Origin of the sequence: Ancylobacter radicis (assembly GCF_018449475.1) — a bacterium.
Lineage (GTDB): Bacteria > Pseudomonadota > Alphaproteobacteria > Rhizobiales > Xanthobacteraceae > Ancylobacter > Ancylobacter radicis.
Genome location: NZ_JAHCQH010000004.1, coordinates 62,714 through 82,853 on the forward strand (window position 1 = coordinate 62,714; position 20,140 = coordinate 82,853).

The window sequence follows — 20,140 nt, forward strand, 5'->3', positions numbered from 1 at the left end:
GCGCACCAATAACAGTTATTGAATCAAATCTGCGCGGTGGTGCCGTGGTCGGGTGGTGCGGGCGGCGCGGGATCGGTTAGGTAGGGGGCATGAAGCACATCCCGATGATGCTGGTCGCCGCGCTGATCGCGCTCACCCCCGCGCTCGCCCGCGCCGATGCCGCCTTCGACCGGTGGCTGGCGGCGCAATGGCCGGCGGCGCAGGCGATGGGGATTTCCCGCGCCACCTTCGAGCGGGAAACGCGCGGCCTTGAGCCCGACCTCTCGCTGCCGGACCTCGCTCTGCCCGGCAAGCCGAAGGCGCCGGACCGGCAGGCCGAGTTCGTGCAGACGCCGGCCACCTATGTCTCGGACAAGGCGATCGGCACCTATGCCGCGCGCGGCCGGGCGCTCGCCAAGCAATATGGCCCGCAGCTCGCCGCGCTGGAGAAACGTTTCGGTGTGCCGGGCCCGATCCTGCTCGCCATCTGGGCGCGCGAGACCTCCTATGGCGGGGCCAAGCTCGACCGCGACGCGCTGCGCGTATTGGCGACGCAGGCCTATGTCGGCCGCCGCAAGGACGAGTTCCGCGCCGAATTCCTCGCCGCGCTGAAGATCCTCGACGAGGGGCATATCTCCCGCGCGCAGATGAAAAGCTCCTGGGCCGGCGCCATGGGCCTCACCCAGTTCCTGCCGACCGGCTATCTGGAATATGGCGTCGATCTCGACGGCGACGGCACCGCCAATATCTGGACCGATGTGCCGGAGGCGCTGGCCGCGACCGCCAGCCTGCTGAAGGAAAAGGGCTGGCAGGCCGGCAAACGCTGGGCCTATGAGATCACCGTCCCCTCCGGCTTCGACTGCACGCTGGCCGAGCCGGAAACCCGCCTTTCCATCGGCGACTGGCTGAAGCGCGGGGTGAGAATCGCCGATGGCCGCCGCGTGCCGCCATCCGCGCTCAAGGACGAGGCCTCGATCATCATGCCCGCCGGCCCGTTCGGCCCGGCATTTATGACGCCGGCTAACTATTTCGTGCTCAAGAGCTACAATTTCGCCGATCTCTACGTGCTCTATGTCGGCCATCTCGCCGACCGCATCGAGGATGACCGGCCCTTCGCGCAGGGCTGGAAGGACATCGCGCTGGTGAAGACCGCCGATCTCGAATTCATGCAGAAGGTACTGACTCATCAGGGCTATTACACCGATAAGGTCGACGGCAAGGCTGGCATGAAGACCCGCGCCGCGCTCGGCGCCTACCAGAAGGTCAACGGCCTCGCACTCGATTGCTGGCCCGACGCGGCGGTGCTCGCCCATATGCGGAAGGGTGGGTAGGGGGCACGCCGGCTAAGTAAAAAAGCCGGCTGTTGGACAATGTCGATCGCTGGAAGGTTTTTAAATACCGTTGCACGCGCCTTTCGCCTCACCCTTTCCACCTCACACACCGTCATGGCCGGGCTTGACCCGGCCATCCACGTCTTGGCCGGCGCGCGCGGGACGTCGTGGATCCCCGGGTCAAGCCCGGGGATGACGGCGCGAGGGTGGGCCCCGTGTCCCGGGCGCGGCGGTGCTGACGCATATGCGGAAGGGTGGGTAGGGGGCCCCGGTTGCCTCTCCTCCCTTTCCACTCCACGCGCCGTCATAGACGGGCGTGTTCCATCCTCTGGTCGCAAAGGAGGATTTCATGCAGCCGTTCCAAATGACACACCGTCAGGACCGTCCCCGGACGTGATCCGGGGATCAGCCCGGCCATCCACGTCGTTGGCCCGGCGCTCGCGGAAAGTCGTGGATCCCCGGGTCAAGCCCGGGGATGACGGCCCGACAGGTGGACGGCGGGGCGAGCGCGACGCGCGTGCCCTCTCCTACTTCCCCGCCAGCTTCTCCAGCCGCGCCGGCAGTTCGGCGAGCAGGGCGTCGCGGGCGCGCACGCTGGTCGGCGTCTCCTGCCGGGTGGCGTCGCGGTCGAGCTGGGCGAAGAGGATGCTGCGCCCGTTCCGGCTCGCCCAGCCGACATACCAGCCATAGGGCTGGCCGCGCACCGGCGCGCCCTTGGCGTCGAGCGCGAAGCCCATGCCGGTCTTGCCGTGCACGGTCCAGCCGCCCACCTCGCCATAGCGGATGATCGCGGCGGTCATCGCCACCGCATGGGGCGAGACCGGCAATTCGCCGCGCAGCATCCGGCCGAGGAAAGCCGCCTGCTCGCGCGGGGAAATGGCCAGCGAGGTGGAGAGCCAGGACCGGGTGAGCCCGTCATCTTTCCCGCGCGTGCCCGCCACATCCGCATTGCCGTAGCCGAAGCCGGTGACATAGGCGTTGAAGCGTTTCATGCCGAGCCTGCGGGTGATCTCCTGCGAGTACCAGACGACCGATTCCTTCATCCAGTAGGTCGGATCGGTGTCCCGCTTCCATTCCTCCCGCCATGAGGCATAGCCCGGCTTGAACGACCAGACGGGGGCATGGGCGTCGGTCAGGATGCCGGCATCATAGCCCATCAGCGCGATCGGGATCTTGAAGGTCGAGGCCGGCGTCACGCGGGCGGCGCAGCCCGGTCCCTCCTCGCTCAGCACCGTGCTGGTGGCGGCGTCGGCGAACAGCGTGCACAGCGTCTCGGCCCCGGCGCGGCTTGCCAGCGGCAGCGTGAACAGGGCGGCGAGAAGACCGGCAAGTGGAAAGCCGGCGACGATGCGGAGCGGGGCAGGGGGCAATGGCGCGATTCCGGTTGAAGGCGCGCGCACCCCACCATCACCCTGTGGCGACAATCGGGAGCGGCGTCGCTCGAACGCAGCGCCTCTAGCGCGGCATGCGGCTGATGACGCGCAGGTCCTTGCCGGCGCCGAGGTCGCGGGCGGAGAGCCAGAACACCTCGCCCTCGCTGTCCTCGGTGTCGAGCCAGAGGAAGGGCAGGTTGGGATATTCGGCTTCCAGCAATTCGCGGCCGGTGCCGATCTCGCAGACGATGCCGCCCTTGGCGGTCAGGTGCTTGGGCGCTTCGGTGAGGATGCGCCGGACGAGGTCGAGTCCGTCCGGCCCGCCGTCGAAGGCCAGCGTCGGCTCGTGCCGGTATTCCGGCGGCAGCGTGGCCATCGCCTCGGCATCGACATAAGGCGGGTTGGTGATGATGAGGTCGTAGAGCCGCCCGGTCAGCGGGCCGAACAAATCGCCCTCGATCAGGCTCACCCGCTCGCCCAGCTCGTGCTCGGCGACATTCTCGGCGGCGAGTTCCAGCGCCTTGGGCGAGAGGTCGACCGCGTCGACCTGCGCTTCCGGGAAGCTCATGGCGGCGAGAATGGCGAGGCAGCCGGAGCCGGTGCACAGATCCAGCACCCGCCCCACCGCGTCGGGGTCCTCGATCAGCGAGAAGCTGTGGCCGCCGCTGAACAGGTCGCCGGCCATCAATTCGCCGATGAAGGAGCGCGGCACGATGGCGCGCGCATCGCTCTTGAACGGCACGCCGCGAATATAGGTGCGCCCGAGCAGATAGGCCGCCGGCTGGCGGGTCAGGCAACGCTGGTCGATCAGGTCGGCGAGCCGGGTGCGCTCGCCCTCCACCAGCCTTGCGTCGAGCCAGGGGGCGAGGTCGTCGACCGGCAGGTGCAGCGATTCCAGCACGATGAAGGCGGCTTCGTCGAGCGCCGTGGTGGTGCCGTGGCCGAAGGCCAGGTCCGCCTGGTTGAAGCGGCTTACCGCATAGCGCACGAAGTCCCGTACCGTCTTCAACTCGTCGGCCGCCGCCATTATCGTCTCCCTGTCCGTGCCAGAGGTGCAGCACGACCGGCGGGGGAAAGCAAGGCCGGCCGGGCGCGCCCGTCGCCGGGTCCCGTTTCCGGGGGGCCTGTTTTCAGCACGACCTTGTTTTCAGCGCGACCTTGTTTTCAGAACGACATGGTTCGATAGGAAGAAGGTGTGAGCGCGGAAAGGATGCATGATGGCCGACGCGGCAAGTGACGAAATCACCCTGGTGGTCGACCGCTCGGTCGCGGTCGTGCTGTTCGAGTTCCTCTCGCGCACGGTCGACGATGCCGATGGCGAGGCGCTGCTCGACTTCATCGACGACGAGGCGGAGATTCCCGCCCTCTGGGCCCTGCTGGCGGGGCTGGAGAGCGTGCTGACCGAGCCGATGGCCGAGGATTACGAGCGCCGCGTGCTCGCCGCCCGCGAGGCGGTGATGAAGCGTTTCGGCGGCGCCTTCTCGGGCAAGGGCGAGGACTGACACCGAGACCGCGCCGGGCGGTATGGACTGCCTTCGCGCGCCCTATGGCGCCAGCGTCGCGGTCGGTGCCGCGATCGAGGCCGGCACCGCGCCGCCCGCGCCCGCCGCTGCCGACGCCGCTGCCTTGGGCGAGGTCATGTCGGCGGAACGCTGCTGGCTGTCGATATTGGCGATCATCGCCCGGCCGAGATCGCGCGCCAGGCAGTTATAGCTCCAGTCATTCATGTGGAAGCCGTCCTTCCACAGGAAGGATTCGAACGGCATGCCGGCCGTCTCGTGCCATTCGCGCATCAGCGCGAAGCGGTGATAGACGCCGACGCCCTGTTCCGCCGCGATGGTGTCGATCATGCGGATCATCGGCGCGGTGTCGGCATCGGCCAGCACGCGCGGGGAATATTGCGGGTCGACCAGCAAGAGGTCGGCATGGATGGCGCGCACGCGGGCGATCGCCTCGCGCAGCTGCCCCTCGGCGGTGCTGAGGCCGTTGTCGCGGAACAGCGCGTTCACGCCGGCCTGCCAGATCACCAAAGTCGGCTGGGCGGCGGCGACGTCGGTGTCGAACCGGGCCAGCATTTCCGGCGCGTCCTGCCCGTTCACCCCGCGATTGAGCACGGTGATGTCGGCCTGCGGAAAGCGTTCGCGCAGCAGGGCCTGAAGGCGGCTCGGATAGGAGCCTTCAGGCGTCGAGGCGCCGGCGCCGGCGGTGGAGGAGGAGCCGATCGCCACGATCACTACGGTCTCGCCGGCGCGCAGCCTGGCCGCGGTGCGGGCCAGCGGCTGGGTCAGCCGGGTCGCGACCTTGGGCGCCGGGCAGGTGGGGGCGCTCAACAGCGGCTGGCCGCCCAAAGTCTGGCCTCCCAAACTCTGCGCGCCGGCGGGCAGCGCCAGCAGGGGCAGCGCCAGCAGGGGGAGGATCGCGGCGGCGGTGAGGGCGGTGCGGCGCATGGTCAGCGGGAACCCAGAGTGCGGCTGTCGACGCCATCGACGATCATGCCGACCAGAAGCCGGCCGATGCAGCGATGGACATCCTCGAACAGGGAGGGGGAGGGGCGGGCACTGTCGAAATCGAAGATGCCCTCGGTCTCCCAGAAGCGCATCACGTCATAGCGGTCGAAGAACGGCACGCCGGCCGCGCGGGTGGTCCAGGCGAGGGCGCTGCTATAGGGCGCGACATCGAAGGCGAAGGCGGTGCGCGGGCTGTATTGCGGGGAGACGACGATCACGTCCGCCCCCGCCTCATGCGCCGTCTCAATACCGTTCATCACCGCGTCGGAGAAGGACGAGGTATCGGCCCCGAGGATCGCGTCATAGGTGCCGGTCTGCCAGATCATCAAAGCGGGCTTGGTTTCCGCCAGCGCCTCCGGCAGCGTGGCGAGAATGGCCTCGGCGGTGGCGCGCGGCTGGTTGTGCGTGGTCACCACCACCCCGCCAGCCGGATAACGCTCGCGCAGGATTTCCTCGATGAAGCTCGGGAAGCCGCGCGGTATCGCGTCCTTCGCGGCGGCGCTGCCGGAGGATTTGGTCGCGGGGGCCTTCTTGGCGGTGGAGGAGTTCAGCACGAGGATGGTGGTCGGCTCCTTGCCGGCAAGCGAACGGGCGAGGCGCGGCAGGGCGAAGCCGGCGCGAGTGAGTTCGGACGGGGCGGCGCACACCGGCTCCCCCGCCGCGCGGGCCATGTCGGCACCCGCTAGGGTGAGGGCGGAGATCAGGACGAACCCAAGGATCCGGCGTGTCACGATGAACCGCGTCGATCAGTCAATTTTCGCGCGGCAACTTCGCGCTCGACGCGACCATACCACGACAGAAGAACCGAGAGAGCTACCATTAAGGCGATGCCGGCGACGCTGAGCGCAAGCTGCATCCACAGCGCGCCGGTGATTTCGTTAAGCACGAAATGTGCGGCAAAAGAAAGGAAGACGCCGAAACAGAAGACTTCGAGCGAGTTCTGGCCGCACAGGATCATCGGCCGAAGTATCGGGCTACGCAATGCCGGCAGATCGACCGGTATCAATCGTACCACAACCACCGCCAGTGCGAGGAAATGCAGCACCCGCAGCGGCGACAGGTCGGTCTTGCTGATCGGGTAGATGATCTGTGCCACCAGCTCCGGCACGATGCCATCGAGCGGGGGCCACCACCAGCTCAGGACCACGGCCAGCGAGAGCGCGAGATAGGCGACCGACAGCGCCAGCACCAGCCGCGAATGGACGAGGAAGCCCAGCCGGTCGCTGCCGCCCAGCCCGCACCAGCCGCCGAACACGAACATCAACTGCCAGGCGAAGGGGTTGAAGAACCACATCCGGTCGTCGGGATAGGCCGGCAGGTTGAAGCCGGTCATGCCCGCCGCCGCCCAGACGAGAAGGGAGACCGCGAGCGTCAGGTCCGGCGCCTTCTTCAGCGCCCACAGGATGGGCGGGAAGGTGGCGAGCAGCACGATGTAGAGCGGCAGCACGTCCATATTGGCCGGGCGGAACTTCAGCAGCATCGCCTGCACCAGCGCCACATCCGGCTCGGCGAGGAATTGCAGCGCGCCCATCTCCTCCGCATAGAGCGGGTTGGAGAAGGAGCCGACGACATAGGAGATTTCCGCGAGATAGATGACGAACAGGAAGATGAAGGCGACGTAGAGCTGCCAGGCGCGGCGCAATATGCGCGCCGAGGTCACCATTACGCCCGCCGTGTCGATCTGCCGGCCATAGACCATGGCGGCGGTGTAGCCGGAGATGAAGACGAAGATCTCGGTGGCGTCGGAAAAGCCGAAATTCCGGTTGGTGATCCAGTTCGCCACATTGTTCGGGATGTGGTTCAGGAAGATGAACCACAGCGCGAGGCCGCGAAACAGGTCGAGCCGCAGATCCCGCCCGCTGGGCGCCGGGGGCGCCGGCCTTTCGGCCGACGTCCCGGAGGTGTCCGCCATGGCGGCGGGGCGGGCGAGCACGAGGCTCGGCTCACTTCTTCAGGCGCAGGCCGAGCATCAGCACGGCAAGGCCATTGAAGACGAGGTCGACGCCGAGGAACAGGCCGAGCACCCAGATCCCGCTCACCGGCCAGCCGGCGACGATCATCACGCCGAGCAGCACGGTCAGCACGGCGGAGGCGGCGATCCAGCCCCAATTGGCGGCCGGGCGCATCTGGAAGGCGGCGATGATGCGGAACACGCCGCCGACGATCAGCGCCGCGCCGAGCAGCAGGGTCAGCACCGCCGCCGCCAGCAGCGGCTCGGCAAAGGCGACCACGCCCGCCGCGACATAGAGCAGGCCGTCGAGCAGCCAGAAGGCGAAGGCGCCCCAGCCCTTGACCTGGAAGGCATGGAAAATCTGCGCCACGCCGGAAATGGCCAGCACCACGCCGATATAGAGCACCGACACCACCGTGCCGAGCGCGACATTGCCGAGCACGAAGGCGCCGGCGGCGATCATCAGCAGGCCGAGGGCGACGAACCAGCCCCATTTGGTCCGCAGTTCGCTGAGGTAGCCGGCGAGCGCGCCGCCGGGCGTCGGCGTCAGGGAGTCAGTCGGAAGTGACATGATCGGTCCTCATCCATTCGGCGCGCCGGCAGCGCGGTAACGCCGTCCGGCCTCCGGGGTTCCATCGACTCGTCCGGGGACGAGTGCCCCATGGTATAGTCGCGCCCATCTCAGCGGTAACGCCGCTTCGCACGTCCGTATTCTGACTTAGGAGCCAGGATGGCCGCAGAATCCGACCCTTTGACGGTGCCCGCCTTCGCCGTCGACCTGTTCGGTGCCCCCTCGGAGATTCCCGCGCGGCGGATCAAGGCCCGGCTCGCCCGCACCTTGGTCGCCGATGGCCGGGGCTTTCTCACCCGCGACGTGCCGGCGCTGGCCGTGACGCTGGAGGGCATCGCCGGGGACCGCCATCACGGCGTCGCCCGGCCGGCGGATTCGCGCGTGCCCTGGTATCCGCGCGGCACGCCGATCCGCAATTCCCGCCAGCTTACGCTGGTGTCGCCGGAGGAACTCGCCGAGATCGCCCGCCGCCTTGCCATTCCCGAGCTGCGGCCGGAATGGCTCGGCGCCAATCTGGTGATCGAGGGGCTGGCCCGCCTCACCCGGATCCCGGTCGGCACGCGGCTGCATCTGCCCGGCGGCGCGGCGCTGGTGGTGGAAGGCGAGAACGCGCCCTGCCGTCACGCCGGCAAAGCTGTGGCCCAGGGGCTGGCGGTGGCGCAGGGGCTCGCGGAGAGGGGGCTGCTGGCCGCGTCCGGCCGGGCGGGGCCGTCCTCGGGCGAGGAGAAGCCGCTGGAGACCGCCTTTGTCGGCGCGGCGCGCGGGCTGCGCGGCCTCGTCGCCTGGGTCGAGCGCGCGGGCGAGATCGCCGCCGGCAGCGAGATCACCGTGAAGGTGCCGGCGCAGCGTTTCTGGGAGCCGTGAGGCCGCGCCTTTAACGAAAACCCCGGCGAACGCGCGGTTCGCCGGGGTTTTGCTACAAGGGTCTTGCGTAATCGCGAAAGCGAAACTGCGCTCAGCGCACCACGCCGGGGGCGCCGCTGGCGGCGGTGCTGACCGGCATGGGCTGCGGGTCGAGCGGGGCCTCGGCGGTCTTGGGCGCGGTGTTGCCCGGCAGCACGACGACGCGGGTGCCGACCTTCACCCGGTCATACAGGTTCTCGACATCCTCGTTCAGCATGCGGATGCAGCCCGACGACATGAACTGGCCGATGGTGGAAGGCTGGTTGGTGCCGTGGATGCGGTAGATGGTGCCGCCCAGATACATGGTGCGGGCGCCGAGCGGGTTGCCCGGACCGCCGGCCATGAAGCGCGGCAGATAGGGCTGGCGCTCGATCATTTCCGCCGGCGGGCGCCAATCGGCCCATTCCGCCTTGCGGGAGATCTTCTCGGTGCCGGCCCAGGTGAAGCCCTCGCGGCCGACGCCGATGCCGTAACGCTCCGCCTTGCCGCCCGGCAGCACGTAATAGAGGTAGGTGTTCGGCGTATCGATGATGATGGTGCCCGGCGGCTCCTTGGTCACGTAGTCGACCACCTGCCGGCGCAGATTGTCCGGCAGCGGCTTGGCCGGGCCGTCCTCGGGCTGGTCTTCCGGCGGCAGCATGGCGACGCTGGAGCCGTTCGAGCCATAGGAATTGTTCAGGTCCTGACGCGGGGCGCTGCCGACGGCGGCCGGGGGCGCATAGACCGGCGCGCCCGGCTGGGCGGCGGCGGAGCCATAGGCCGGCGGCTGGCCGTAATTATTGGCCGGCGCCTGCCCATAGGGCGAGGCCATGCCCGCCGGCTGCTGGCCGGAATAGGCACCCGACGGATAGCCGGCGGGCTGGCGCGACGGATCGGAATAGGGCGCGTTGGCGATCGGGGCGACGCCCGGCGGCACGTTGGACGCGCCGGGGGCAGCCGCGGCCGGAACCTGCCCGGCGCCGGCGATCGGCTGCGCATAGGGATCGCGCACGCCCGGCGGCGTGGTGCTGGCCGGCTGCCCGGCGGGGGCGGCGGCCGTCGCGCCATAGGGATCATAGGGGGCCGGAATCTCGGCCTCGGTCGGCGAGGTGGCCGCCTCATAGGGCGAAGCGGAAGACTGTGCGGCGGGATAGGACTGCGCGCCGGCGGTGCCGGCCGACGCCAGCACGATCAGCGCGACAGCGGGAGCGAAACCAAGGCGAACGACCATCATCAAGCCTTAACTGAAATGCCGGGACAGGGGGCGCGGAACGTCCACGCGATGCTTTCGAGAGCAGATGACCTACGATCAAGGCAGGTTCAAGACCAGAGTGAGGTTCGGAACCGACCCGCAACATCCAGCCATGCGCGTTGTGCAGGGCTGATGCATTCTTGTCACATTCACCTTAGCGTCAGCTTAGCGGTGGGTTGCTGGCCCGAAGCTTGTCGCACCAGCCCCCATCAAGTCCCGTCCGGCCGCTTGTGTTCCCGATGCCAGCCGACAATCGCCTCGGGGAAGTCGTCGGTCGAGGCGAAATAGGGTTTGATGTCGAGCAGCGGCGTGCCGTCGAGGCAGTCGAGCCCGGCGACGGTGAGGGTGCTGTCGGTCATGCCGAGAAGGCGCACCGCGCTCATCGCGATCGGGTTCGGCCGGGCCGGGCTGCGCAGCGCGAAGGTACCGCGCCCGACGCCATAGGAGCGGGGCACCTGCACGACCAGGTTTCGCGGCGCATGGTCCATCCAGTAGAGCAGCCAGAGATGGCTGGTGCCCGCCAGCCCCTCCAGAGCGGGGCGGAAGGGGGCGTCGATCTCCACCGTGCAGGGGGCGTCCGATTCGCGGCTGTTGCGCGGGCAGTCCGCCCGGCGCGTCCAGGGCGTACGCAGGCGCCCGATGAAATGCAGCCCGGCATCGGGCGTGGCCGGCAGCTCGATCGCGATCTCGCCGGGGCGGGGGCCGAAATCCGGGCCGCTCATCGGGCGGGGCTCCGCCGGACGCGCGGGCGTGTCGACAGGCATCTGAACCCGATGGACTCGCTGATACACATTGGCCTGATCGTCCACCTCACTGCACTGACACTCCACGCTCCGGGGCTGGGATGCCAGACCCCTTGCGCTATGTTCCGATAAGACATAAACATATCTTTATATCTTATCAGAGAGCGCCCGTGGCCACGCTGCCCCTATCCTTCCCGCTGCTGCTCGACGGCCTCAAGGCAGCCGGCGAGGACACGCGCCTGCGCCTGCTGGCGCTGATCGGCGAGGGGGAACTCACCGTCTCCGAGCTTACCGAGATTCTCCGCCAGTCGCAGCCGAGAATTTCGCGTCATCTCAAGCTTTTGGCCGAGGCCGGGCTGGTCGAGCGGTACCGCGAGGCGAGCTGGGTGTTCTACCGCCGCGCCACTGACACGCCCGCCGCCGCGCTCACCGACGCGCTGCTCGACCTGATCGCGGCGGATGACGCCATCCTGCTGCGCGACCGCGAGCGGCTGGAGGCGGTGCGCGCCGCCCGGGCCGCCCAGGCGCAGGCCTATTTCCGCGCCCATGCCCATGAATGGGACGCCATCCGCCGCCTGCACGCCCCCGAGGCGCAGGTGGAAGCCGCTATAAAATCAGCACTTTCCGGCGCGCCGATCGGCGCCCTGCTCGATCTCGGCACCGGCACCGGGCGCATTCTGGAGCTGTTCGCCGAGCAGATGGAGCGCGGCGTCGGCATCGACCTGTCGTCGGAAATGCTCACCGTCGCCCGCGCCAATCTGGAACATGCCGGCGTGCGCCATGCCAGCGTGCGCCACGGCGACATCTACAGCCTTGCGCTGCCCCGCGATTCCTTCGATGTGGTAATTATCCACCAGGTGCTGCATTTCCTGGAGGACGCCCCCCGCGCGCTGAAGGAAGCCGCGCGGGTGCTGCGTCCCGGCGGGCGGCTGCTGGTGGTCGATTTCGACCCGCACGATCTGGAGTTCCTGCGCGAGCAGCACGCCCATCGCCGCCTCGGCTTCGCGCCCGAAATCATGGAAAATTGGCTTGTGCAGGCGGGACTTAGCCCGCAGTCGCATCGCCTTCTCGCGCCGCAAGCCGACGGCAAGCTTACGGTTTCACTATGGCTCGCCCGCGATCCGCGCATCGCGCTGGCGGATACTCAGAACACAAGGGAGGTCGCCTGATGTCGTCGGATGTCGAGCGCCGCAGCCGCCGCGCCGGCGGGCGGCCGATTTCGGTTTCGTTCGAGTTCTTTCCGCCGAAGACGCCGGAAATGGAGGCGACCCTGTGGTCGTCCATTACCCGTCTGGCGCCGCTCGCCCCGAAATTCGTCTCCGTGACCTATGGTGCGGGCGGCTCCACCCGTGAGCGCACCCACTCCACCGTGGAGCGCATCGTCAAGGAGACCCGCCTGTCCCCCGCCGCCCACCTCACCTGCGTCTCCGCCTCGAAGGGCGAGGTGGACGAGGTCGTGCGTGGGTATTGGGATGCCGGCGTGCGCCATATCGTGGCGCTGCGCGGCGATCCGCCGGGCGGTGTCGGCCAGTCCTATGAGCCCCATTCGGACGGCTACAAGACCTCCGCCGATCTCGTGTCCGGCATCCGCCGCATCGCGAATTTCGAAGTTTCCGTCTCGGCTTACCCGGAAAAGCACCCGGAGAGCCCGAGCTTCGATACCGATCTCGACATCCTCGCCGCCAAGGTCGAGGCCGGCGCGACGCGGGCCATCACGCAATGCTTCTTCGATAACGACCTCTATTTCCGCTACCTCGACAAGGCGCGCGCGCGCGGTATCGAGGTGCCGATCGTGCCGGGCATCCTGCCGGTCTCCAACTTCAAGCAGGCCAAGAACTTCTCCGAGAAGACCGGCACCTACATGCCCGGCTGGCTCGCCGCGCGTTTCGAGGGGCTCGACAATGATCCCGAGACCCGCAAGCTGATCGCAGCGGCCGTGGCCGCCGAGCAGGTGTTCGATCTGGTGGATCGCGGCGTGACCGAGTTCCACTTCTACACGCTGAACCGCGCCGACCTCGTCTACGCCGTCTGCCACCTGCTGGGCCTGCGCCCGCCGCAGGAGGCCGTGGCCGGGCAGAACGGGCAGGCAGCCGCGTGAGCGGAAATTGAGCTGATGTGGCGGTACCTTAACCTCTCCCCGACGGGGAGAGGTCGCCGCGCAGCGGCGGGTGAGGGGGATGCCGGGTAGGATTTCGCGAGCGCGTCGGTTGAGGAAAGACCAGACCGATGTCGAAGCCCTGCTCTGGTCGCGTCTGCGCGATCGTCGGCTGGAAGGCTGGAAGTTTCGACGTCAGGCGCCGGTCGACAGATATATCGTCGACTTCCTCTGCGTCGATGCGAAACTGGTGATTGAACTCGACGGTGGTCAACACGCCGTCGAAGACGATGCGGAAAGAACACGGATGATCGAGGCCTGTGGCTATCTGGTCATCCGTTTCTGGAATAACGACGTGCTGACAAACCTCGACGGCGTTCTGCTGCGCATTGTGGAAGCTCTGTGCGGTGGAACCCCTCACCCCAACCCTCTCCCCGTGGGGGAGAGGGAGTAGGAAGCGTTCTCATGGCTGCCACCGTTCCGCCCGCCGACACCTTCGCCGCCCTTCGCGCTGCCGCGTCCGAGCGTATTCTCGTGCTCGACGGCGCCATGGGAACGATGATCCAGCAATTGAAGCTGGACGAGGCCGGCTATCGCGGCGAGCGGTTCAAAAGCTGGAACCGCGACCTCAAGGGAAATAACGACCTTCTCAACCTGACGCTGCCCGACGCGGTGCGCGACATCCACCTCGCCTATTTCCTGGCGGGGGCGGACATCGTCGAGACCAACACCTTCTCCGGCACCACCATCGCCATGGCCGATTACGGCATGGAGAGCCTGGTCTACGAGATCAATTTCGAGGGCGCGCGCGTCGCCAAGGAGGCGGCCCGACTGGCCGAGGCCAAGGATGGCCGCCCCCGCTTCGTCGCCGGCGCCATCGGTCCGACCAACCGCACCGCCTCGATCTCCCCGGACGTCAACGATCCCGGCTACCGCGCGACGAGTTTCGATGAGCTGGCAATCGCTTACGGCCAGCAGGCCGGCGCTCTGATCGACGGCGGATCCGACCTTCTGCTGATCGAGACCATCTTCGACACGCTGAACGCCAAGGCCGCCGTGTTCGCCATCGAGCGCCTGTTCGAGGAGCGCGGCATCCGCCTGCCGGTGATGATCTCCGGCACCATTACCGATCTGTCCGGCCGCACCCTGTCGGGCCAGACCGCCACCGCTTTCTGGTATGCGCTGCGCCACGCCAGCCCGTTCTCCATCGGCTTCAACTGCGCGCTCGGCGCCAAGGAGATGCGCGCTCATATCGACGATCTGTCGCGCCTCGCCGACACCTTCGTCTGCGCCTATCCCAATGCCGGCCTGCCCAACGAGTTCGGCCTCTATGACGAGAGCCCGGAAGCGATGGCCAAGCTCGTCGGCGAGTTCGCCGCCTCGGGCCTCGTCAACATTGTCGGCGGCTGCTGCGGCACGACGCCCGACCATATCCGCGCCATTGCCGACGCGGTCGCGCCGCATGCGCCGCGCGTGGTGCCGAAAGTCGAGCCGCGCCTGCGCCTCTCGGGCCTCGAACCCTTCGAGCTAACGTCGATCATCCCCTTCGTGAATGTCGGCGAGCGCACCAACGTCACCGGCTCGGCCCGTTTCCGCAAACTGATCACCAATGGCGACTACACCGCCGCTCTCGCGGTGGCGCGCGACCAGGTGGAGAGCGGCGCGCAGGTCATCGACATCAACATGGATGAAGGCCTGCTCGATTCCGAGAAGGCCATGGTGACCTTCCTGAACCTGCTGGCCGCCGAGCCCGACATCGCCCGCGTGCCGATCATGGTCGACAGCTCCAAATGGAGCGTCATCGAGGCGGGCCTCAAATGCATCCAGGGCAAGGGGATCGTGAACTCGATCTCCATGAAGGAGGGCGAGGAGGCGTTCCGCCATTACGCCCGGCTGGTGCGCGCCTATGGCGCCGCCGTGGTCGTCATGGCCTTTGACGAGCAGGGCCAGGCCGACACCTATGAGCGCAAGATCGAGATCTGCTCGCGCGCCTACCGCATCCTCGTCGACGAGGTCGGTTTTCCGCCCGAGGACATTATCTTCGATCCCAACGTCTTCGCGGTGGCGACCGGCATCGAGGAGCACGCCGGCTATGGCGTCGCTTTCATCGAGGCAACGCGGGCGATCCGCCAGCAATTGCCCTACGCCCATATTTCCGGCGGCGTTTCCAACCTGTCCTTCTCGTTCCGCGGCAATGAGCAGGTGCGCGAGGCGATGCACGCGGTGTTCTTATACCACGCCATCGCGGCGGGGATGGATATGGGCATCGTCAATGCCGGCCAGCTCGCGCCCTATAGCGAGATCGAGCCGGAGCTGCGCGAGGCGTGCGAGGACGTGGTGCTCAACCGCCGCGACGACGCGACGGAGCGTCTTCTGGCGCTAGCCGAGCGGTTCCGCGGCGGCGGGCGCGAGAAGAAGGAGGCCGATCTCACCTGGCGCACCTGGGATGTCGAGAAGCGCATTGCCCATGCGCTGGTCAACGGCATCACGGATTTCGTGGAGGTCGACACCGAAGAGGCACGCCAGCAGGTGGCGCGGCCGCTGCACGTCATCGAAGGGCCGCTGATGGCCGGCATGAACGTGGTCGGCGACCTGTTCGGCTCCGGTAAGATGTTCCTGCCGCAGGTGGTGAAATCCGCCCGCGTGATGAAGCAGGCGGTCGCCTATCTCATGCCCTTCATGGAGCAGGAGAAGCTGGACAGCGGCTCCACGGAGGATTCCTCGGCCGGCAAGGTGCTGATGGCGACGGTGAAGGGCGATGTGCACGACATCGGCAAGAACATCGTCGGCGTCGTGCTCCAGTGCAACAATTACGAGGTGATCGACCTCGGCGTCATGGTGCCGACCGCCAAGATCCTCGAAGCGGCACGGGAGCACAAGGTCGACGTCATCGGCCTGTCCGGCCTCATCACCCCCTCCCTCGACGAGATGGTCCATGTCGCCTCGGAGATGGAGCGCGAGGGTTTCACCGTACCGCTCCTGATCGGCGGCGCGACGACCTCGCGCGTCCACACAGCGGTGAAGATCGCCCCGCAATATGTGCGCGGGCAGGCCGTCTATGTCACCGATGCCAGCCGCGCGGTGGGCGTGGTCTCCAACCTCCTGAACGACAATACGCGGGCGGAATACGTCGCCGGCCTGCGCGCCGAATACGCCAAGGTCGCCGACGCCCACGCCAAGAGCGACCGCAACAAGGTCCGCGTGAAGCTGGAGGAGGCACGCGCCAACCGGCTGGTTCTGCCGTTCGACGACTATACCGCGCCGGTGCCGACCTTCCTCGGCACGCGGGTGTTCGAGGAATATGATCTGGGCGAACTCGTGCCCTATATCGACTGGACACCGTTCTTCCAGTCCTGGGAACTCGCGGGCCAGTATCCGCGCATCCTTCAGGACGAGAAGGTCGGGGTGGCGGCGCGCGCGCTCTTTGACGATGCCCAGCGGATGCTGGAGACCATCGTGGCCGAGAAATGGCTGACGGCACGGGCGGTGGTCGGCTTCTGGCCGGCCAATACGGTGGGCGATGACATCGTGCTGTTCACCGATGACAGCCGGAGCACCGAACTCGCCACGCTGCACACGCTGCGCCAGCAGATGGGCAAACGCGAGGGGCGGGCGAATGTGGCACTGGCCGATTTCATCGCGCCGAAAAGCGCGGCGGTGCCGGACTATATTGGCGGCTTCTGCGTGACGACCGGCTTTGGCGAGCCGGAGCGTTCGGACGCCTTCAAGAACGCCAATGACGACTATTCCTCCATTCTTCTCAAGGCTTTGGCCGACCGTCTTGCGGAAGCCTTCGCCGAGCGGATGCATCAGCGCGTCCGCACGGAATTCTGGGCTTACGCGCCGGATGAAGAACTTGAGAATGAGAATCTGATTCAAGAAGCCTATCGCGGCATCCGCCCCGCGCCGGGCTATCCCGCGCAGCCCGACCACACGGAAAAGGCGACTCTTTTCAAACTGCTGGAGGCCACGCCTAAGATCGGCGTCGAACTGACCGAAAGCTTCGCCATGTGGCCGGGGGCGGCGGTATCGGGGCTCTATTTCGCGCACCCGGAAGCGGCCTATTTCGGCGTCGGCCGGATCGAGCGCGATCAGGTCGAGGATTATGCCCGGCGCAAGGGCATGAGCATCGAGGACGCTGAACGCTGGCTCGCACCGGTGCTGAACTATGATCCGTTGAGCCACAAGAAGATCGCGGCGGAGTAGGCCGCGATCGGGCCGATGGGCCTCCGGCTCAGCCGGCAGCGATGGCGCGCTCAAGGAAACGGGCGGCGCTGAGCGTGGCGCGGTCCCGGCCGAAGCGGCCGACGACCTGAATACCGATCGGCAGGCCGGTCGCGCCGGTGAGGCCGGTGACGTTGACGCAGGGCGCGCCGGTCAGCGTCCATAGCCGGTTGAAGGCTGGCGATCCGGTTGTGGCGAAGCCCTCCGGCGCTTCGCCGGGAGCCGCGAAGGTCAGCAGCGCATCGAAGCCGGCGAAGAGATCGGCCTGCGCATTGCGGGCCTTGCGGGCGGCGCGGCGCGCGGCATCGTACTGTTCCGGCGTGGTGTTCTGCGCCTCGGACAGATAGCCCTGCAGCAGCGGCGAGAGCTGGTCGCGGTGCCGGTCCCATTCGTCGGCCATGGCGAGAGAGGCTTCATAGGCCTGCATGGCGGCGCTGGCCGCGTCCCCGGCCTCGAGCGCCGGCGAAAATTCGACCGCCTCCACCGAGGCTCCGGCCTGACGCACGGCGCGCACCGCCTCTTCCAGCGCCGCATGGGCATCCGCCGAGGCAAGTCCGGCACGGGGTGTGGGCGCCACCGCGAAGCGTGGCAGGACCGGCTCGGCGTCGAGGTCGAAGTCCCGCCCGGTGATGGCCGCCATGGCGAAGGCGACATCGGCGACATGGGCGCCGAACAGGCCGATCGTGTCGAGCGACCAGGCGAAAGGCTTCAGGCCGAGCACCGGCAGCAGCTTGAAGGACGGCTTGTAGCCGGTGACACCGCAGAAGGAGGCGGGGCGGATGACCGAGCCGCCGGTCTGGGTGCCGATCGCGAGCGGCAGCATCCCGGCCGCCACCGCCGCCGCGGAGCCCGAGGAGGAGCCGCCGGGCGTATGGCTCAGGCGGCGCGGATTGCGCGTCGGCGAGGGCTGCATGAAGGCAAATTCGGTGGTGACGGTCTTGCCGGCGATCAGGCCGCCGGCGCGGGCCACCATGCGCACGACCGCCGCATCCGCCGGCGGGCGGTAGCCGGCAAAGAGCGGCGAGGCGCGTTCAGTGGGGAAGTCCACCGTGTCGAGAATGTCCTTGATACCGACCGGAAGACCCGCCAGCGGCGTCTGCGCCAGCCCCTCGGCCTGCGCCGCGCGGGTGAGCGCCTCAGGGTCGAAGGCGGCAAAAGCCTTTATTTCCGGCTCCCGCGCGGCAATCGCTTCGAGACAGAGCGCGGTGACATCGGCGGGTGACAGGCGCCCGGCGCGGATGGCCTGGGCAAGAGCGGCGGCGGAGAGCATCTCGGTCATGGTCATCGCTGTCGCATGAGCGGCCGCGTCCGGCAAGGGGAGTGCGCCGCCGCCAAGAACGGGCCGTTCGGCAACACATCCAGCAAGGTTATGGGTTTGCTCACCGAATTTCGTTTGAGAGCTTGCATCGCAAGGCTTAAGCGCGGATCGTTCCGGTCAGGTGGGGCGCAGACGCGATGAATATTCTCTCGATCCAGTCTTGGGTCGCTTATGGTCATGTCGGCAATGCGTCGGCGATGTTTCCGATGCAGCGCCTCGGCCATGAGGTCTGGGGCGTGCATACCGTGCAGTTCTCCAACCACACCGGCTATGGCGCCTGGCGGGGCGAGGTGTTCGGCGCCGGCCTCATTCGCGAATTGGTCGGCGGTCTTGAGGACCGCAACGTGCTGCCGCGCTGCGACGGCGTGCTCTCGGGCTATATGGGCTCGGCCGAGACCGGCGACGCCATTCTCGACGCGGTCGGCCGCGTCAAGGCGGCGAATTCACAGGCGCATTATTGCTGCGATCCGGTGATCGGCGATGTCGGGCGCGGGGTCTTCGTCCGGGCTGGCCTGCCGGAATTCATCCGCGAACGCGCCGTGCCGGCCGCCGATCTCATCACCCCGAACCAGTTCGAGCTGGACTACCTGTCTGGCCGGACCACGACCACGCTGGCCGAGGCGCTGGCGGCCTGCGATGTGGTGCACGCCACCGGGCCGCGCGTCATCCTCGTCACCAGCCTGCACACCGAGGACACCCCGGCCGATTCCATCGACCTGATGGCTTCCGGTCCCGACGGGCGATTCCGCGTGCGCACGCCCAAGCTCGGCATTTCCGTCAATGGCGCCGGGGACGCCATCGCCGCTCTGTTCTTCGTGCACTGGAAGTCGACCCACTCGACCGCCGAGGCGCTCTCCAAGGCCGCGTCTTCGGCCTATGGCTTGCTTGCCCGAACGGCAGCCGCCGGCTCGCAGGAGATCCTGACCGTCGCGGCACAGGATGAATTCGTCACGCCGTCCCGCCTCTTCACGCCGGAGAAGCTTTGATCGCCATGACCCGCCGCTTCCTCACGCTCGACGTTTTCACCGATCGTCCCCTCGCGGGGAATCCGCTCGCCGTCGTGCTGGACGCGGAGGGGCTGGACGGCAACCAGATGCAGGCCATCGCCCGCGAGTTCAATCTCTCGGAGACGGTGTTCCTGGTGAAGCCGCAGGACGAGCAGAGCCGCGCCAAGCTGCGCATCTTCACCGTCAATCACGAACTGCCCTTTGCCGGTCATCCGACCGTCGGCACCGCGGTGCTGCTGGCGATCCGCGACGGGGTGGAGACGTCGACGGACTTCGTGCTGGAGGAAAATGTCGGCCCGATTCCCTGCCATGTGAACGTCAAGGGCGAGCGCCTCGGCCACGCCATCTTCACCGTGCCGCGCATCCCCGAGATCGTTCTTGAGGAGCCGATGAGCGTGGAGGCCTGCGCGCAGGCGCTCGGCCTCGATACCTCCGATATCGGCTTCGACGGCTACCGCCCGGTGGTCGCCTCGGCGGGCGTGCCCTTTGTCTGCGTGCCGCTTGCCTCGCGCTCGGCGCTGGCGCGCATCAGCCCGAGCGCCGCCCGCCTCATCGGCACGTTCGGCGGCGAGGCGGACTCGGTCTATGTGTTCTGCCGCGACGAGGATGGCGAGGGCGATTTCCGCGCCCGCATGTTCGGCGCCAATATGGGCATCGACGAAGATCCCGCCACCGGCTCGGCGGCCGCCTCCCTGGCCGCGGTGCTGTTCGCCGGCGAACGGCCGGGAGATGGCTTCCACGCCTTCGACATTCTCCAGGGGGTGGAAATGGGGCGGCCGAGCCTTGTGCGGCTCGGGCTGGAGGTGACGAGTGGGGCGCTCTCCGCTGTCACCATCGGCGGCGGCGCGGTGATCGTGGGCGAAGGCGTGATCCATGTCTGAGGTTGGGCCTGGTTCCATGGCGCGCA

General features: G+C 67.7%; 18 protein-coding genes. 9 read left to right on the top strand and 9 right to left on the bottom strand.

What is annotated here, in order from left to right; all coding sequences use genetic code 11:
* Window positions 1-89: 89 nt before the first annotated feature.
* Window positions 90-1,310: a lytic murein transglycosylase gene (locus KIP89_RS00545; protein ID WP_213753468.1), complete on the top strand. Its 1,221-nt coding sequence runs from the start codon at window positions 90-92 to the stop codon at window positions 1,308-1,310.
* Between the two features lie 527 nt (window positions 1,311-1,837).
* On the opposite strand, the gene blaOXA is transcribed toward KIP89_RS00545, so the two are convergent.
* Both blaOXA and prmB read right to left on the bottom strand, forming a co-directional pair.
* Window positions 1,838-2,659, bottom strand: a complete 822-nt coding sequence (gene blaOXA, locus KIP89_RS00550; RefSeq protein ID WP_369807023.1) for a class D beta-lactamase — start codon at window positions 2,657-2,659, stop codon at window positions 1,838-1,840.
* A gap of 106 nt (window positions 2,660-2,765) precedes the next feature.
* Window positions 2,766-3,710, bottom strand: coding sequence for a 50S ribosomal protein L3 N(5)-glutamine methyltransferase (prmB, locus tag KIP89_RS00555; RefSeq protein WP_213753469.1), 945 nt, complete (start codon window positions 3,708-3,710; stop codon window positions 2,766-2,768).
* 187 nt (window positions 3,711-3,897) lie between these two features.
* Between prmB and KIP89_RS00560 the strand changes: the two genes are divergently transcribed.
* Window positions 3,898-4,185 carry a hypothetical protein gene (locus KIP89_RS00560; RefSeq protein ID WP_250152095.1) on the top strand — a complete coding sequence of 96 codons (288 nt, stop codon included), beginning with the start codon at window positions 3,898-3,900 and terminating at the stop codon, window positions 4,183-4,185.
* 42 nt (window positions 4,186-4,227) lie between these two features.
* Here the strand turns inward: KIP89_RS00560 and KIP89_RS00565 are convergent, their stop codons facing one another.
* Genes KIP89_RS00565 through KIP89_RS00580 form a run of 4 tightly spaced genes read right to left on the bottom strand, consistent with a single transcriptional unit; the run spans window position 4,228 to window position 7,712 of the window.
* A complete protein-coding gene (locus KIP89_RS00565; RefSeq protein WP_213753470.1) occupies window positions 4,228-5,130 on the bottom strand; it encodes an SGNH/GDSL hydrolase family protein in 903 nt (300 codons plus the stop codon).
* A gap of 2 nt (window positions 5,131-5,132) precedes the next feature.
* Window positions 5,133-5,921, bottom strand: a complete 789-nt coding sequence (locus tag KIP89_RS00570; RefSeq protein WP_369807011.1) for an SGNH/GDSL hydrolase family protein — start codon at window positions 5,919-5,921, stop codon at window positions 5,133-5,135.
* The gene (locus KIP89_RS00575) at window positions 5,918-7,123 is read right to left on the bottom strand and encodes an OpgC family protein (RefSeq protein ID WP_369807012.1); all 1,206 of its coding nucleotides are present in this window, start codon (window positions 7,121-7,123) and stop codon (window positions 5,918-5,920) included. The genes KIP89_RS00570 and KIP89_RS00575 overlap by 4 nt, the downstream gene beginning before the upstream one ends.
* Window positions 7,124-7,133: 10 nt before the next feature.
* Window positions 7,134-7,712 carry an HdeD family acid-resistance protein gene (locus KIP89_RS00580; RefSeq protein ID WP_213753471.1) on the bottom strand — a complete coding sequence of 193 codons (579 nt, stop codon included), beginning with the start codon at window positions 7,710-7,712 and terminating at the stop codon, window positions 7,134-7,136.
* Window positions 7,713-7,871: 159 nt separating this feature from the next.
* Here KIP89_RS00580 and KIP89_RS00585 point away from each other — a divergent pair, with 159 nt between their 5' ends.
* On the top strand, window positions 7,872-8,576 hold the full coding sequence (locus tag KIP89_RS00585; RefSeq protein WP_213753472.1) for an MOSC domain-containing protein: 705 nt from the start codon (window positions 7,872-7,874) through the stop codon (window positions 8,574-8,576).
* A gap of 91 nt (window positions 8,577-8,667) precedes the next feature.
* Here the strand turns inward: KIP89_RS00585 and KIP89_RS00590 are convergent, their stop codons facing one another.
* Both KIP89_RS00590 and tsaA read right to left on the bottom strand, forming a co-directional pair.
* A complete protein-coding gene (locus KIP89_RS00590) occupies window positions 8,668-9,828 on the bottom strand; it encodes a L,D-transpeptidase (protein ID WP_213753473.1) in 1,161 nt (386 codons plus the stop codon).
* 227 nt (window positions 9,829-10,055) lie between these two features.
* Window positions 10,056-10,568 carry a tRNA (N6-threonylcarbamoyladenosine(37)-N6)-methyltransferase TrmO gene (tsaA, locus tag KIP89_RS00595; RefSeq protein ID WP_213753474.1) on the bottom strand — a complete coding sequence of 171 codons (513 nt, stop codon included), beginning with the start codon at window positions 10,566-10,568 and terminating at the stop codon, window positions 10,056-10,058.
* A 191-nt stretch (window positions 10,569-10,759) separates the two neighbouring features.
* On the opposite strand from tsaA, the gene KIP89_RS00600 reads away from it, so the two are divergent.
* The 4 genes from KIP89_RS00600 to metH all read left to right on the top strand — a co-directional run bounded on the left by KIP89_RS00600 (window position 10,760) and on the right by metH (window position 16,890).
* Complete coding sequence (locus KIP89_RS00600; protein WP_213753475.1) at window positions 10,760-11,758, top strand: ArsR/SmtB family transcription factor; 999 nt, start codon at window positions 10,760-10,762, stop codon at window positions 11,756-11,758.
* Window positions 11,758-12,687, top strand: a complete 930-nt coding sequence (gene metF / locus KIP89_RS00605) for a methylenetetrahydrofolate reductase [NAD(P)H] (RefSeq protein WP_213753476.1) — start codon at window positions 11,758-11,760, stop codon at window positions 12,685-12,687. The genes KIP89_RS00600 and metF overlap by 1 nt, the downstream gene beginning before the upstream one ends.
* A gap of 79 nt (window positions 12,688-12,766) precedes the next feature.
* Window positions 12,767-13,138: an endonuclease domain-containing protein gene (locus KIP89_RS00610; RefSeq protein ID WP_213753477.1), complete on the top strand. Its 372-nt coding sequence runs from the start codon at window positions 12,767-12,769 to the stop codon at window positions 13,136-13,138.
* Between the two features lie 11 nt (window positions 13,139-13,149).
* Entirely contained in the window at window positions 13,150-16,890 is a 3,741-nt protein-coding gene (gene metH, locus KIP89_RS00615) for a methionine synthase (RefSeq protein ID WP_213753478.1), read from the top strand.
* Window positions 16,891-16,918: 28 nt separating this feature from the next.
* Here the strand turns inward: metH and KIP89_RS00620 are convergent, their stop codons facing one another.
* Window positions 16,919-18,193 carry an amidase gene (locus KIP89_RS00620; RefSeq protein ID WP_250152096.1) on the bottom strand — a complete coding sequence of 425 codons (1,275 nt, stop codon included), beginning with the start codon at window positions 18,191-18,193 and terminating at the stop codon, window positions 16,919-16,921.
* A gap of 170 nt (window positions 18,194-18,363) precedes the next feature.
* Between KIP89_RS00620 and pdxY the strand changes: the two genes are divergently transcribed.
* Window positions 18,364-19,212 carry a pyridoxal kinase PdxY gene (gene pdxY / locus KIP89_RS00625; RefSeq protein ID WP_213753479.1) on the top strand — a complete coding sequence of 283 codons (849 nt, stop codon included), beginning with the start codon at window positions 18,364-18,366 and terminating at the stop codon, window positions 19,210-19,212.
* A 5-nt stretch (window positions 19,213-19,217) separates the two neighbouring features.
* Window positions 19,218-20,114 (top strand): PhzF family phenazine biosynthesis protein, encoded by an 897-nt coding sequence (locus KIP89_RS00630; protein ID WP_213753480.1) that lies wholly within the window; start codon window positions 19,218-19,220, stop codon window positions 20,112-20,114.
* Window positions 20,115-20,140: the final 26 nt, after the last annotated feature.

What these genes read in the sequence shown, in the direction of transcription:
- KIP89_RS00610 (WP_213753477.1), top strand. Translation starts at nt 12,767, where the DNA reads ATGCCGGGTAGGATTTCGCGAGCGCGTCGGTTGAGGAAAGACCAGACC.
- KIP89_RS00560 (WP_250152095.1), top strand. Translation starts at nt 3,898, where the DNA reads ATGATGGCCGACGCGGCAAGTGACGAAATCACCCTGGTGGTCGACCGC.
- metH (WP_213753478.1), top strand. Translation starts at nt 13,150, where the DNA reads ATGGCTGCCACCGTTCCGCCCGCCGACACCTTCGCCGCCCTTCGCGCT.
- pdxY (WP_213753479.1), top strand. Translation starts at nt 18,364, where the DNA reads ATGAATATTCTCTCGATCCAGTCTTGGGTCGCTTATGGTCATGTCGGC.
- KIP89_RS00585 (WP_213753472.1), top strand. Translation starts at nt 7,872, where the DNA reads ATGGCCGCAGAATCCGACCCTTTGACGGTGCCCGCCTTCGCCGTCGAC.
- KIP89_RS00590 (WP_213753473.1), bottom strand. Translation starts at nt 9,828, where the DNA reads ATGATGGTCGTTCGCCTTGGTTTCGCTCCCGCTGTCGCGCTGATCGTG.
- prmB (WP_213753469.1), bottom strand. Translation starts at nt 3,710, where the DNA reads ATGGCGGCGGCCGACGAGTTGAAGACGGTACGGGACTTCGTGCGCTAT.
- KIP89_RS00545 (WP_213753468.1), top strand. Translation starts at nt 90, where the DNA reads ATGAAGCACATCCCGATGATGCTGGTCGCCGCGCTGATCGCGCTCACC.
- metF (WP_213753476.1), top strand. Translation starts at nt 11,758, where the DNA reads ATGTCGTCGGATGTCGAGCGCCGCAGCCGCCGCGCCGGCGGGCGGCCG.
- tsaA (WP_213753474.1), bottom strand. Translation starts at nt 10,568, where the DNA reads ATGAGCGGCCCGGATTTCGGCCCCCGCCCCGGCGAGATCGCGATCGAG.
- KIP89_RS00620 (WP_250152096.1), bottom strand. Translation starts at nt 18,193, where the DNA reads ATGACCATGACCGAGATGCTCTCCGCCGCCGCTCTTGCCCAGGCCATC.
- KIP89_RS00565 (WP_213753470.1), bottom strand. Translation starts at nt 5,130, where the DNA reads ATGCGCCGCACCGCCCTCACCGCCGCCGCGATCCTCCCCCTGCTGGCG.
- KIP89_RS00630 (WP_213753480.1), top strand. Translation starts at nt 19,218, where the DNA reads ATGACCCGCCGCTTCCTCACGCTCGACGTTTTCACCGATCGTCCCCTC.
- KIP89_RS00580 (WP_213753471.1), bottom strand. Translation starts at nt 7,712, where the DNA reads ATGTCACTTCCGACTGACTCCCTGACGCCGACGCCCGGCGGCGCGCTC.